This is a genomic window from Amycolatopsis samaneae, from assembly GCF_039541975.1.
GTDB lineage: Bacteria > Actinomycetota > Actinomycetes > Mycobacteriales > Pseudonocardiaceae > Amycolatopsis > Amycolatopsis samaneae.
Genome location: NZ_BAABHG010000001.1, coordinates 183,714 through 197,314, shown reverse-complemented (window position 1 = coordinate 197,314; position 13,601 = coordinate 183,714). Strand labels below are relative to the sequence as shown.

The window sequence follows — 13,601 nt, the reverse complement described above, 5'->3', positions numbered from 1 at the left end:
CCGGCCGAACGAATCCGGGCGCGGCACGTGGTTTCCCGGCTACGGAATCTTTACTTTTGGCTTCCCGCGCGTTAGACATGGACGGGTATTGGTCCAAACCATTCATCACGTGTTTTTCAGGAAGGTCACCGCATGAAACTCACCTGGGGGCGTGCGCGGCGGGCCGGGATCGCGTTCGGCGCGGCCGTGTTGACGGTCCTGTCGCTGGTCCCGGCGTCGGCGAGCGCGGAAGCGGACGCCGCCGCGGAGACGGCGGCACGCAAGCAGCCGGTGCTCGAAGCGTTCTGGGGCGGTTCCCCCTCGGCCGATCAGGTGCCGTGGGAGATGGTCAACACCATCAGCTACTTCTTCGCGTCACCGGCGGGCGGGCACTGCGACAAACCGAACGACAAGCAGCGCAACGACATCTTGAGCCTGCAGGCGGTGAAACGCACCCACCCCGGCCTGACCGTGCTGGTCTCCATCGGCGGCTGGGCCGCGCCGGGCTTCAGCGCGGGCGCCGCGACCGCCGAAAGCCGCCGCGCGTTCGTGTCCTCCTGCGTCGACAACTGGGTGCGCTCGTTCCCGGCCGGTCTCGTGGACGGGCTCGACGTCGACTGGGAGTTCCCGGTCTACGGCGGCCTGCCCGAGATCGGCTCCTCGCCCGCGGACAAGGAGAACCTCAACCACCTGCTGGTCGAGTTCCGGCAGCAGATGAACCGGTACGCGCACCAGGTGGGCAGGCGCCAGCCGATGAAGCTCTCGATCGACGTCCCGGCGGGCCGCCGCCAGGACGACGGCACCGGCAAGGGCGGTGCCCCGTACGACCAGTCGAAGAGCTTCGACCTCAGGACCGTCGGCAGGCTCGTGGACATCTTCAACCTGATGACCTACGACCTGTGCACCGGGTACGCGACGGTCTCGTGCTTCAACGACCCGCTGGTGAAGCGCCCCGACGACCCGAACGACAAGTACAACAACGACACCGGCGCGCTGGAGTACATGAAGGCGCACGGGGTGCCGGAGCACAAGATCGTGCTGGGCGTGCCGTTCTACGGCCGGTCCTACACCGTCACCTCCGACAAGAACGGCGGGCTGTACCAGCCCTACACCGCGACCGAGTTCCTCAACTACAAGGACCTGGTCGGGCCGAAGTGGATCGGCAACCCCGACTTCGTCCAGGGCTGGGACCCGGTCGTCCGCTCGCCGTACCTGTGGAACGCGAAGACGAAGACCTGGGTCAACTTCGCGAACCCGCGCTCGATCCAGGACCGTTCGCGGTTCGCCAGGAACAACGGCCTGCAGGGCATGATGATGTGGGAGATCGGCCTCGACGACCCGCAGCACAGCCTCCTCGCCGCGATGACCGGCCCCTGGCTCGACCGCTGACGTAGCTCCCCGCCAAGAGGTCCGTGAATGCCACATTGAGGGACTCTGAGTCCCTCAATGTGGCATTCACGGACCGCGGAGCCAGGAGACTGGAAAGCGCTTTCTGACGCCGAGCGTTCCCCTGCTCTTCGCCGTCCGGTCGTCCGGTGCTCACGGACGGCCGACAGGGTGAGGGCGTCGCGAATCGCTTCCTGGGGAGAACCATGGTGTCCGCCAAACTGTCCTGTGCCGCGCTGGCGGCGGCCGTGCTCGTCGGCGCCGGCGCGGTCGGCTCCGCACCCGCGCACTCGGCGCCCCGTCCGGCGTGGGGGACACGGCTGAACCAGGTGCAGCTGGTCGGTACCCACAACAGCTACCACCGCGAACTGTCCTTCGCCGAAAAGGTTCTCCAGGGCGAGAAGGACAACCTGTGGTATTCCCACGCCTCGCTCCCGGTGCAGCTCGGGCAGCAGTCGGTGCGTCAGCTCGAACTGGACGTCATGCCCGACGATCCGGAGCGCGGGCTCTACACCCGGCCGCTGATCCGCGCCGACGCCGGGCTCGGCCCACTCACCGATCCGGCGATGGCCGCGCCGGGGCTGAAGGTCATGCACTGGGCCGACCACGACTACGGGACCTCGTGCGCGACCCTGCGTTCCTGCCTGTCCCAGGCCAAGGGCTGGTCGGACACGAACCGCGGGCACGCGCCGATCGTCGTGCTGCTCGAACTCAAGCGGACCGACCCGGCGATGGAACGGCGCGGCGGGCCGGTCAGCCCGCCGTGGGACGCCCGGCGCTTCGACGATCTCGACCGCGAGATCCGCTCGGTGTTCCCGCCGGACCGGCTGATCACGCCCGACACCGTCCGCCGGCCGGGACTGACGCTGGAACAGTCCGTGCTGCGCCACGGCTGGCCCGGTGTCACCGAGTCCCGGGGGAAGTTCCTCTTCCTGATGGACAACAAGGACCAGGCCCAGCAGGCGCCCTACCTCGCCGGGCGGCCGAACCTGGAGGGCCGGGTGCTGTTCACCGACTCGGCGCCGGGCCGTCCGGACGCGGCGTTCCTGGAGGAGAACGACCCGACCGGGCCGAACCTCGCGAAGATCCAGGACTGGGTGCGCCGTGGCTACCTGGTCCGTACCAGGGCCGACGAACCGTTCGCCCAGGCGGTCTCCGGGGACACCACCCGCCGCGACGCGGCCTTCGCCAGCGGCGCGCAGCTGGTCAGCACCGACTTCCCGGCGCCGGGCATGGCGGCCCGCCACGGCAGCGACTACGTCGTCGAGCTGCCCGGCAGGCGGCCGGTCCGCTGCGACCCGGTCACCGCGTCCTGGCCGTGCCTGCTCCCGCCCGCCCTCTGAAACCACGCGAGATCGCCGTCTGATCACGCGAGTTCGCCCCTCGATCACGCGAGTTCCGCCTTCCGTCACGCGAAACCCGTTCTGTCCACAAAGGAATACCAGCGGATCCCGACCCCCGGTGCCCCATCGGCCGGAACGACTTACTCCGGATGGCGGTACCGGACGACGCCGTGTCCGCGACCGCTCGCGCTCTCCACTGTCCACTGTGGACGTGTCGGGGCGGCATCCGACGAACGTCGTGTCCTTGACCGTTTTGCGACCTTCGTCGGTACCGTCCCGGCTCGCGGGGGAGTGATGCTTTTCCTCACTCCGTTCCCCCGTGCGGCTTTCTCGCCGCGGAATCGAGATGAGAAATGCGTCTGATCAGACTCGGGCTCGCCGTGGCCGGTGCTGCCCTCGCCCTGGCCGGAGTCGCCACCCCGGTCGCCGCCGCGGCCACCGCCCCGGCGGGCGATCCCGCCGCCGCGGAGCCGATGATCATCGGTGGCAGCCGGGCGGGCAGCGGCCCGTGGGCCGCCCGGCTGTTCGTCAACGGCAGGCAGACCTGCACGTCGACCATCATCGCGCCGCAGTACATCCTGACCGCCAAGCACTGCGTGAGCGGTTCGGGCACCTACACCTTCCGGATCGGCAGCCTCGACCAGACCTCCGGCGGCACCATGGCCACCGGCTCCACCATCACCCGGAGTCCCTCGGCCGACCTCGCGATCGTGAAGCTGACCAGCTCGGTGAACGCCACCTACTCGCCGCTCGGCCAGTCCTCCGACGTGCGCGTGGGGCAGTCGGTGCAGGTCTACGGCTGGGGCGCCACCAGCCGCTGCGGCCAGGAGATCAACTGCCAGTCGCAGTACCTCAAGTACGCCAACGTGAGCGTCACCTCGGTGAACTGTTCCGACTACGCCGGTGGCGTGGCGGTCTGTGCGCGCCGCGGCGACGGCATCACCGCCGGCGGCGACTCCGGCGGCCCGATGTTCGCCTCCGGCAAGCAGGTCGGCGTCGCCTCCACGAGCGACCGCTCCACCACCACCGCCTACACCAACATCACCCGCTACCGCGACTGGATCCGGTCCGTCGCGGGCGTGTGAGTCTCCGACACCGGTCCGTGAAGGCCTCCTTCACAGCGCTCAACGCTGTGAAGGAGGCCTTCACGGACCTGGGCTCCACAATGGACCGAAGCGGTCACGGGGCGAACGGGCCGCCGGAGGAGAAGGCGGCGTCGGCGAAGCGTTCGCCGATCCGGCGGTGGGTGGCGGTGTCCGGGTGGAGCCGGTCGGGCAGCGGCAGTTCGGCGAAGTCCGCTTCGCCGTAGAGCCGGAGACCGTCGAGGTAGTGCAGGTTCGGGTCCGCTGCCCTCCGCTCGCCGACGATCCGCGCGAGTTCGTCGCGGATGCGGGTGAGGGTCAGCCGGTTCGGGTCGGCGGGGTCGCCGGTCGCCCGGAAGACCAGCTTCCCGTCCTCGAAGTCTGGGGTGCCGGGGCCCGGTGTGTCCTCGTGGATGGGGCACAGGATCGGGGACACCACCAGCAGCGGCGAATCGGGGTGCCCGTCCCGGATGGTGTCGAGGAAACCGTGGACGGCGGGGGAGAAGGCCCTCGGGCGCAGTAGGTCGGCGCCGACCAGGTTGATGCCGAGCTTGAGGCTGATCAGGTCCGCGGGCGTGTCCCGGACGGCGCGTGCGGTGAACGGGTCGAGCAGGGAGTTGCCGCGCAGGCTCAGGTTGACCAGTTCCACGTCGCCCCGGCGGGCGGCGATCGCGGGCCACGCTTCGGTCGGGAGTTCGGCGTTGGCGCCGTGGCTGATCGAACTGCCGTGATGCAGCCACCTGCGATTTCCCCGCTCAGCCGCTGGCTCGACCGGCGCGTCGGTGCGCAGGGCGATCAGCTCGGTGATCTCGTTGTGCGGCAACCAGATCTCGACGTCCTTGGGGCGCGGAGGCAGGCCGGTGAAGCGGGCGGTGCCGGGCTGCCCGGGACGGGTCACCGCCGACCGGGTGGCCATGTCGAGGACGTGGACGGTGCCGCCCGGCACGCTCGCCGTGCCCGCCGGACGGCCGTCGACGAGCAGCGCGTACCGGCCCTCCGGCGGGGCGGGCATGCCCTGGTAGGTCGTCTTGGTGGGCAGTACGTCCAGTTCGATGGCCGTGGCCCGGGTACGGAAGACCAGCCGCACGCCGGTGGGCTGCGCCGCCACCATCGCGACATACGCGTCGGGAAAGCGCTTCCTCGCCGACGCGGGCAGCCGGTGCGGCAGCACACCGTGCGCGGTGTGCTCGAGTTCGAGCGCACCGCGCACGAGGCCGGCGTCGATCCGGGTGGTGGTCCGGCCGGTCATCCGCGGACCTTGGCGAGGAAGGCGGCGAGCTTGGTGGTGGCCCGGTCGATCTGTTCTTCGAGCGTGAGGGATTCGCGGATCCGTTCGCCGGAGGCGACCTTCTTCTTGCCGCGGAGGTAGAGCGAGCAGGCCAGATCGGTGCAGAAGTAGGACCCGACCGAGTTGCCCTGCTGTCCTTCCTTGCCCGCCTTGCGCGCGGTCAGCAGCGACACGCCGCCACCGGAGTGGGTGGTCAGGCACAGTGAGCAGAGGTTGCTGCGCGCGGTGCCCGGGGGCGGGGTGGCGCGGCGCAGGGTGATGCCGACGAGTCCGTCGCCGGTGTCGGTGACCAGGTAGGCGCGGTCCGGGGCGGCGGGGTCCCGCCAGCCGAGGAAGTCCAGGTCGTCCCATGGCCAGGTGGCGAGATCCCGGGGTACGGCCAGTCGCTTCGCCTCGCCTTTGCTGCAGTTGACGAAGGACGCGCGGATCTCGCGTTCGGTTACGGGTCTCATACGGGGAAGCTAACCCTTCCTAGGGCCCCTAGGCAAATGGTTTAATGCCCTAGGAACGAAGGGGTGATGGATGGCACGCGCGGGGGTGACCGCCGAACGCCTGACACGGGCGGCGGCGGAGCTGGCCGATGAGATCGGTTTCGAGAACGTGACGGTATCGGCGCTCGCTCGTGGGTTCGGAGTCAAGGACGCGAGCCTGTATTCGCACATCAGGAACGTGCGGGAGCTGAGGACGCGGGTGGCGGCGCTGGCGTTGACCGAGCTCGCCGACCAGGTGGCCGACGCGCTGGCCGGGCGGGCGGGCAAGGACGCGCTGGTGGCCTTCGCGAACGCCTACCGGGACTACGCGAAGGGACATCCGGGGCGGTACGCCGCGACGCGGTACGAGCTGGACGGGGAGTCGGCGGATCCGGTCGCCGCGCGCAGGCACGCGGAGCTGACCCGGGCGCTCCTGCGTGGTTACGCGCTTTCCGAGCCCGATCAGACGGACGCCGTGCGGTTGCTGCACAGCACGTTCCACGGTTACGTGAGTTTGGAGCGCGCGGGCGGGTTCCGGCACACCTCGCGCGGGGCGGACGTGTCGTGGGCGCGGGCGCTGGACGCCCTCGACGCCGTCCTGCGGAACTGGCCGTCCGCGCGGGCCTAGCGCGGCGCGCAGGACCTCCCGCACCGCCGCGGTGGTGGGTCGCCGGTCGATCAGTGTGCCGGTGCGACGGGGCGGATCTCGCGGTGGGCACGGAGGTAGGCGGCGACCCTGATCCGCAGCCCGCGGAGGTGGGGCAGGGCGATCGCGAAGGCCCGGCCGGGCCGGTAGCCGGGCGCGGCACCCGCCTGGCCGCAGGGACCGCTGATGTAGACGAACTCGTCGTCGACGTCGTACCAGGGATCCGACCACAGGTCGGCGTCGTCCGGCCGGGGAGCGGGCAGCTCGGCGCGCGCGATCCAGTAGTCCGGCAGCTTCATGACCTCGGACAGCGCCACGGCGAAACCGGGAAGGTCGGCTTCCGGCATCGCCAGGCCGTGCCCGCTCCAGACGCGGGGCAGGCGGTACTCGGGATGGGCTTCGTCGGCCTCCGGGGCACGGCGGAAGGTCGCGGCGTTACCGGCGACCTCGGCGAGCCAGGGGTGCATCGCCCGGGTGGAGATCACGAACATGGCAAGTTTCACTCCGTTCTGCGGGGGCACGGCGTGAAACTGTCCGCCGGATTCAAGGGGTCACGGCGGCAGCATCGTCGCTCGGGAGGATGAAACAGCAAGGCATCCATTCTGCCGTGCGCACGATGTTTGCGTTAGGTACTCCCAGTACCCGGATGATCGCTTGCCGGAGATGCGAACCCGGACGGGTGGTGGAAGAAGGGAACTCGCCGCGCAAAGCGTGGGAAGGTTGGCGCGAGGGTTGCCCCGCCCACTATCGTGGTAGCCGAGCCGAGAGGCGCTGCAACGGGCGAAGGCCCGCCACGCTCGGCTCGTACCATCATCCGCAAGGGCGCCTCCCTGAATCGGGAGGTGGGCTGTGGCCGCGGCGACCGGCGAGACGGCATTGCGGGAGCTTCTGGACCAGCGCGTGGTGGTGCTGGACGGGGCGTGGGGCACGATGCTCCAGAACGCCGGGCTCACCCCGGCCGACTACCGCGGTGACCGGTTCACCGATCATCCCCGGGACGTCACCGGCGACCCCGACCTGCTCAACCTCACGCGGCCGGACGTGATCCTCGACGTGCACCGCCAGTACCTCGCCGCGGGTGCCGACGTCACCACCACCAACACCTTCACCGCCACCAGCATCGGCCAGGCCGACTACGGGATGGAGTCGCTGGTCCGCGAGATGAACCTGCGGGCCGCCGAGCTGGCCCGGCAGGCCGCCGACGAGTTCGGCGGGCGGTTCGTGGCCGGGTCCATCGGGCCGCTCAACGTCACGCTGTCGCTGTCCCCGAAGGTCGAGGACCCGGCGTACCGCGCGGTGTCCTTCGACGAGGTGTACGCCTCCTACGCCGAGCAGGTCCGGGCGCTGGCCGACGGCGGCGTCGATCTGCTGATGGTCGAGACCATTTTCGACACGCTCAACGCGAAGGCGGCCATCGCGGCCGCCCGCGACGTCGCGCCGCACCTGCCGCTGTGGATCTCGGTGACGATCGTCGACCTGAGCGGGCGCACGCTGTCCGGGCAGACCGTCGAGGCGTTCTGGCGCTCGATCGAACACGCCGCGCCGCTGGCCGTCGGCGTGAACTGCTCGCTCGGTGCCGAGGAGATGCGGCCGCACATCGCCGAGCTGTCCCGGATCGCGGGCACCTACACCGCCTGTCACCCCAACGCGGGCCTGCCGAACGCGTTCGGCGGCTACGACCAGACCCCGAAGGAGACGGGCGCGCTGCTCGGCGACTTCGCCGCCGCCGGGATGGTCAACTTCGTGGGCGGTTGCTGCGGCACCACGCCCGAGCACATCGCCGAGATCGCCGCGGCGGTGCGTGGCGCGGCGCCGCGGCGGGTCCCGGCACCGGCGGCCCGCACGCGCTTCAGTGGCCTCGAACCCTGGGAGATCGGCGAGGACACCGGGTTCGCGATGATCGGCGAGCGGACCAACGTCACCGGTTCGGCGCGCTTCCGCAAGCTCATCGAGGCGGACGATCATCAGGCCGCCGTCGACGTCGCGCTGGACCAGGTCCGCGGCGGCGCCAACCTGCTCGACGTCAACATGGACGCCGACCTGCTCGACAGCGAGCAGGCGATGACGACGTTCCTGAACCTGATCGCGACCGAGCCCGAGGTGGCCCGGATCCCGATCATGATCGACAGCTCCCGGTGGACGGTGCTGGAGGCCGGGCTCAAATGCGTGCAGGGCAAGGGAATCGTCAACTCGATCAGCCTGAAGGAGGGGGAGGAGCAGTTCCTGGAGCAGGCGCGCCGCATCCGTGACTACGGCGCGGGCGTGGTCGTCATGGCCTTCGACGAACAGGGCCAGGCCGACACCGCCGACCGCAAGGTCGAGATCTGCGCGCGTGCCTACGACCTGCTCACCCAGCGGGTCGGTTTCCCCGCCGAGGACATCGTGTTCGACCCGAACGTGCTCGCGGTCGCCACCGGCATCGCCGAGCACAACGGCTACGCGAAGGCGTTCATCGAGGCGCTGCCCCGGATCAAGGAGCGCTGTCCCGGCGCGCACACCAGCGGTGGCATCTCCAACCTCTCGTTTTCCTTCCGCGGCAACAACGTCGTGCGCGAGGCGATGCACTCGGCGTTCCTCTTTTACGCGGTGAAGGCCGGGCTGGACATGGGCATCGTCAACGCCGGGCAGCTCGCGGTGTACGAGGACATCCCCGCCGACCTGCTCGAACTCGTCGAGGACGTGCTGTTCGACCGGCGGCCCGACGCCACCGACCGGCTGGTCTCCTTCGCCGAGACGGTCAGCGGCAGGGGCAAGCGGCGCGAGGTCGATCTGTCCTGGCGCGAGGCGCCGGTGGCGGAGCGGCTTTCGCACGCGCTCGTGCACGGCATCGTCGACTTCATCGAGGCCGACACCGAGGAGGCGCGACAGGCCATGGCGCGCCCGCTCGAAGTGATCGAGGGCCCGCTGATGGACGGGATGAAGATCGTCGGCGACCTGTTCGGCTCGGGCAAGATGTTCCTGCCGCAGGTGGTCAAGAGCGCCCGTGTGATGAAGCGGTCGGTCGCCTACCTGGAACCGTTCATGGAGGAGGAAAAGGAACAGGCGCGGCTCGCGGGGAATGTCGTTTCGAGCCACGGCAGCGGGAAGGTCGTGCTCGCGACGGTGAAGGGCGACGTGCACGACATCGGCAAGAACATCGTCGGCGTCGTGCTGGGCTGCAACAACTACCAGGTGATCGACCTCGGCGTGATGGTCCCGGCCGGGAAGATCCTCGACACCGCGGTCGCCGAGGGCGCCGACGCGGTCGGGCTGTCCGGGCTGATCACCCCGTCGCTGGACGAGATGGTCAACGTGGCCACGGAAATGGAGCGGCGCGGGCTGAAGCTGCCGCTGCTGATCGGCGGCGCGACCACCTCGCGCCAGCACACCGCGGTGCGGATCGCCCCGGCCTACGACGCGACGACGGTGCACGTGCTCGACGCCTCGCGGGTGGTGGGTGTCGTCTCCGACCTGCTCGACCCCGAGCGGGCCGAAGGGCTCGCGGTGGCCAACCGCGAGGAGCAGGAACGGCTGCGCGAGCAGCACGCGAACCGGCAGCAGCGCCCGTTGCTCACCCTGGAACAGGCCCGTGCGAACCCGGAGCGGGTCGCCTTCGACGAGGTGCCGACGCCCGCGTTCACCGGGCTGCGGGTCGTCCGGCCCGCGCTGACCGAACTGCGCGAGATGATCGACTGGCAGTTCTTCTTCCTGGCCTGGGAACTCAAGGGCAAGTACCCGGCCATCCTGGACCAGCCGGTCGCGCGGGACCTGTTCGACGAGGGGAACGCGCTGCTCGACGAGATCATCGCGCAGGAACTGTTCCGGGCCGAGGGTGCCTACGCCTTCTGGCCCGCGCACGCCAAGGGCGACGACATCCTGCTGGGCAACGGCGTCGAGTTCCCGATGCTGCGTCAGCAGACCGAAAAGCCCGCGGGCAGGCCGAACCGCTGCCTCTCGGACTACGTCGCGCCCGAGGGCGATCACCTCGGCGGTTTCGCCGTGGCGATCCACGGCGCCGAGGAACTCGCCGCGAAGTACGAGGCCGAGCACGACGACTACCGCGCGATCATGGTGAAGGCGCTGGCCGACCGGCTCGCCGAGGCGTTCGCGGAGTACCTGCACCTGCGGGCCCGTCGCGACTGGTTCGAGCCCGACGCCGAACCGGCGCTCGAGGACCTGCACGCCGAGCGGTTCCGCGGCATCCGCCCGGCGCTGGGTTATCCGGCCAGCCCCGACCACAGCCTCAAGCGGCAGCTGTTCGAGCTGCTGGAGGCCGACGCGATCGGGATGGACCTGACGACGTCGTTCGCGATGACCCCGGCCGCCAGCGTCAGCGGCCTGATCTTCGCGCATCCCGAGTCGCGGTACTTCACCGTGGGACGGCTCGGCCGGGACCAGATCGAGGACTACGCGCGGCGGCGCGGCCTGGACGTCGCCGAGATCGAGCGCTGGCTGCGGCCCAACCTCGCCTACGAACCGGAGGCCTGAGCCCTCATGCGAATGACTCGCTCCGCGAGCCAGCGTCCAATCCTTTTTGGCGCATGACATCCATGATTCGCTCGCAAGCTTCGCTCATGCCGGATCCGGCAGGTCCAGTGCGGCGAGCCGGGCCGGATCGGTGACGATCCTGATGTCGGCGATCCGGCCGTCGGCGACGGTGAACGCGACGACCGAGAGCGGGGTGTGGTCCTCGCGCCACGCCACGATCCCGGGAAGGCCGTCGACGAGCACCGGGCGTCCCTGGACGGCTCCGGTGGCGGACAGCCGGGCGCCGGCGGCGACCTTGGTGGCGCCGAGGACGACGACCTCGCCGTCGGGGCCCTCCACGGTCAACCGGACCTCGGGGTCGAGCACACGCAGCAACCCCTCGAAGTCGCCGTGGCGGGCTGCGGTCAGGAAGGCGTCGACCACTTCCCGCTGCTCTCGCCGGACGGCCGCGGGGTGTGCCGTTCCCCGCACCTTCCGGCGGGCGCGGCTGGCGAGCATCTTGGTGGCGCCGGTGGACTTGCCGAGGATCCGGCCGATCTCGTCGAACGGCACCGCGAACAGGTCGTGCAGGACGAACGCCAGCCGCTCGGCAGGCCCGAGCGAGTCGAGGACGGCCAGCAACGCGAGCCCGACGGAGTCGGCGAGGGCCACGTCGTCCTCCGGCGCGCGGCCGTCGTCGACCGTCACGACGAGTTCGGGCAACCGGTCGTCGTAGGACGCCTCGGGACGGGCCCGGCGGGCACGCAGCACGTCGAGGCTGATGCGGCCGACCACGGTGGTCAGCCAGCCGGCGAGGTTGCCGATGGCCGCGGTGTCCTGGCGGGACAGTCGTAGCCACGCCTCCTGGACCACGTCGTCGGCGTCCGCGTGCGAGCCGAGCATGCGGTGGGCGACCGCGTGCATCCGGTCACGCTGGGCTTCGAACGCTTCGGCGATCGGGTCTGTCGAGCTCATGTGGTTACCTTCCTCGGATCTGCTCCGTCATGGGGGATGACGGGCCCGGAGGGGCACAGGTAACCGATGAGGGAGCAAGACCGATGGAAGCACGGATGAAGGGCACGCCGAGCCCCGACCTGACCACCGCGATCCAGCACCTGCACAAGGAGATCCACGCCGGTGGCGTCGACCCGCTCGTGCTGGAGCTGGTCCACCTGCGGGCCAGCCAGATCAACGGGTGCAGCCCGTGTGTGTTCGCCGGGGTCGAGTCGGCGAAGAAACGCGGGGAAACCGAACAGCGGCTGCACAATGTGGTCACCTGGCGGGAAACGCCCTTCTTCACCGAGCCGGAGCGGGCCGCGCTCGCACTGGCCGAGGCCGCCACCCGGATCCAGGACGGCGCGCCGGGCGTGACCGACGAGATCTGGGACGAGGTCGCCGCCCACTTCGACGAGAAGCAGCTGGCCGCGATCACCCTGCACATCGCGATGACCAACTTCTTCAACCGCATCAACCGCACGAACCGGGAGCAGGCCGGTAAGACCTGGTGAGCCGGGCGGCGCGTCATCCGGCGGGGCTACGGCTCTCCGTGGCCCCGCCGGATGGCGCCCCGTGCGCGGAGGAGGCGCACCGGGCGAAGTCCTTACACCGCCGGGAAAGCCCGATGTCACTTCGAATTGCCTCGGTTACCGACGTGGATCATGTCGGCCACGTCCAGACCGAGCTGAGTGCGACACGCGTGGATCACCTGGGAGACGAATTCGGCGACTGCGTGATCGAGTTGCTCGGTCGAGATGGCTCTGGTCCAGGTGTCGGGCGCGAACACCGAACCGACGCGCCACCCCGCGTCCGCGGCGACGATGCGCACCGCGCCGTCCTCGGTGAAGCCGTTGTGGTAGCGATCGTCGAAGAGATAGGTGTCTCGGTCCCGCTGGGGCCGGCGGGTCCACCGGTGCAGGTCGGTGGCCAGCGCGACGACGGGGAAGTCCGTCTCGGAGTACACCACGTCCCCGGCATCCACGAGGGTGAAACTCGCTTCGACATGGATCCAGATCTCTGCCGGGGTGTAGGGCCCCACTGCCCGGTATCGACGCAGGTCGGTGTCATGCAGGGCGTCAAAGGTGAACACCGATGAACCGTAGCCGAGCAGGCGTGAATGCCGGACCAGCAATAACTCACCGCGTCAGTGCTGGGTGTCGTCGGTGAAGAACTCCGGCGGTGCCTGCAGGTCGTGGGCGCGGAACAGGACGGCGTGCTCGACGCCCATGGCCTTGCCGCTCATCGCGGTGAACCGCGGGATGAAGTCCGCGGGGGCGGGGTGGTCCGGGAGGGCGGCCAGGTACGCGGCGTGCGCCTCGAGCGAGGCGATGCCGCGGCGCAGCGGCTCACCCGTGACCTCGACACCGTGGGTCGCGGAGCCGGCGAGCCCGGGGACGATGAACCAGCGGGCTGAGTGCGGTTCGAGGCCCTCGTCGCCGATCTGCTCGGGGAAGACCCACCGGTTGCCCGCGTCGCGCAGCGCGTCGAGCGTCGCGAGCCCGGCCGCGCGGTGGTCGGCCTGGTCGAAGCCGTAGGGCGTCTCGATCTCGTAGCCGGTGCCGAGGACGACGTCGGGCTTGAACCGGCGGATCTCCCGGCAGATGTCCCGGCGCAGGTCCAGGCCGTAGACGAGCACACCGTCCGGATGGTCGAGGACGGTCAGGCGGTCGACGCCGACGACAGCGCAGGCGGCCCGCTGCTCGTCGACACGCAGGCGAGCCGTCTCCTCGGGAGGGTTCGGCATGCCCGCTTCGCCGCGGGTGAGCAGGAGATAGCCGACCTCGATGCCCCGCGCGGTCCAGCGAGCGACGGCCGCGGACGCGCCGTACTCCATGTCGTCGGGGTGCGCGACGACGCAGAGCACGCGCCGGAAGGATTCCTCGGGGAGGGCAGGCAGTGTCATGGCGGCCATCCTGCCGCACGCGGGCCCCGTCGTCCGCCCGTCGAACGCGCCGAGGACGCACC

12 protein-coding genes and 1 riboswitch are annotated in these 13,601 nt (G+C 70.2%); of the genes, 6 read left to right on the top strand and 6 right to left on the bottom strand.

The genetic code is table 11. From position 1 onward, the window contains the following. Positions 1 to 132: 132 nt before the first annotated feature. From ABD987_RS00890 to ABD987_RS00880, 3 genes are all read left to right on the top strand, one after another. A complete protein-coding gene (locus ABD987_RS00890) occupies positions 133 to 1,368 on the top strand; it encodes a glycoside hydrolase family 18 protein (RefSeq protein WP_345385736.1) in 1,236 nt (411 codons plus the stop codon). Between the two features lie 203 nt (positions 1,369 to 1,571). Further along, positions 1,572 to 2,708, top strand: coding sequence for a phosphatidylinositol-specific phospholipase C1-like protein (locus ABD987_RS00885; RefSeq protein WP_345385734.1), 1,137 nt, complete (start codon positions 1,572 to 1,574; stop codon positions 2,706 to 2,708). A gap of 353 nt (positions 2,709 to 3,061) precedes the next feature. Next, positions 3,062 to 3,793 (top strand): S1 family peptidase, encoded by a 732-nt coding sequence (locus ABD987_RS00880; protein WP_345385732.1) that lies wholly within the window; start codon positions 3,062 to 3,064, stop codon positions 3,791 to 3,793. Between the two features lie 94 nt (positions 3,794 to 3,887). Here the strand turns inward: ABD987_RS00880 and ABD987_RS00875 are convergent, their stop codons facing one another. Then, positions 3,888 to 5,039, bottom strand: a complete 1,152-nt coding sequence (locus ABD987_RS00875) for a GDSL-type esterase/lipase family protein (RefSeq protein ID WP_345385730.1) — start codon at positions 5,037 to 5,039, stop codon at positions 3,888 to 3,890. Then, a complete protein-coding gene (locus ABD987_RS00870) occupies positions 5,036 to 5,530 on the bottom strand; it encodes an FBP domain-containing protein (protein WP_345385728.1) in 495 nt (164 codons plus the stop codon). The genes ABD987_RS00875 and ABD987_RS00870 overlap by 4 nt, the downstream gene beginning before the upstream one ends. A 70-nt stretch (positions 5,531 to 5,600) precedes the next feature. Between ABD987_RS00870 and ABD987_RS00865 the strand changes: the two genes are divergently transcribed. Further along, positions 5,601 to 6,176, top strand: a complete 576-nt coding sequence (locus ABD987_RS00865) for a TetR/AcrR family transcriptional regulator (RefSeq protein ID WP_345385726.1) — start codon at positions 5,601 to 5,603, stop codon at positions 6,174 to 6,176. 50 nt (positions 6,177 to 6,226) lie between these two features. Here the strand turns inward: ABD987_RS00865 and ABD987_RS00860 are convergent, their stop codons facing one another. Continuing rightward, positions 6,227 to 6,685: a hypothetical protein gene (locus ABD987_RS00860; RefSeq protein WP_345385724.1), complete on the bottom strand. Its 459-nt coding sequence runs from the start codon at positions 6,683 to 6,685 to the stop codon at positions 6,227 to 6,229. A gap of 266 nt (positions 6,686 to 6,951) precedes the next feature. Then, positions 6,952 to 7,029: riboswitch (S-adenosyl-L-homocysteine riboswitch) on the top strand. A 14-nt stretch (positions 7,030 to 7,043) separates the two neighbouring features. On the opposite strand from ABD987_RS00860, the gene metH reads away from it, so the two are divergent. Beyond that, entirely contained in the window at positions 7,044 to 10,661 is a 3,618-nt protein-coding gene (metH, locus tag ABD987_RS00855) for a methionine synthase (protein ID WP_345385722.1), read from the top strand. Positions 10,662 to 10,745: 84 nt separating this feature from the next. On the opposite strand, the gene ABD987_RS00850 is transcribed toward metH, so the two are convergent. After that, positions 10,746 to 11,615 carry a sigma-70 family RNA polymerase sigma factor gene (locus tag ABD987_RS00850; protein WP_345385720.1) on the bottom strand — a complete coding sequence of 290 codons (870 nt, stop codon included), beginning with the start codon at positions 11,613 to 11,615 and terminating at the stop codon, positions 10,746 to 10,748. A gap of 83 nt (positions 11,616 to 11,698) precedes the next feature. On the opposite strand from ABD987_RS00850, the gene ABD987_RS00845 reads away from it, so the two are divergent. Beyond that, positions 11,699 to 12,148, top strand: a complete 450-nt coding sequence (locus ABD987_RS00845; protein WP_345385718.1) for a carboxymuconolactone decarboxylase family protein — start codon at positions 11,699 to 11,701, stop codon at positions 12,146 to 12,148. 116 nt (positions 12,149 to 12,264) lie between these two features. On the opposite strand, the gene ABD987_RS00840 is transcribed toward ABD987_RS00845, so the two are convergent. Together ABD987_RS00840 and ABD987_RS00835 are read right to left on the bottom strand one after the other, a co-directional pair. Further along, positions 12,265 to 12,726 carry a DUF7878 domain-containing protein gene (locus tag ABD987_RS00840; RefSeq protein WP_345385716.1) on the bottom strand — a complete coding sequence of 154 codons (462 nt, stop codon included), beginning with the start codon at positions 12,724 to 12,726 and terminating at the stop codon, positions 12,265 to 12,267. Between the two features lie 54 nt (positions 12,727 to 12,780). Further along, positions 12,781 to 13,548 carry a PIG-L deacetylase family protein gene (locus ABD987_RS00835; RefSeq protein WP_345385714.1) on the bottom strand — a complete coding sequence of 256 codons (768 nt, stop codon included), beginning with the start codon at positions 13,546 to 13,548 and terminating at the stop codon, positions 12,781 to 12,783. Positions 13,549 to 13,601: the final 53 nt, after the last annotated feature.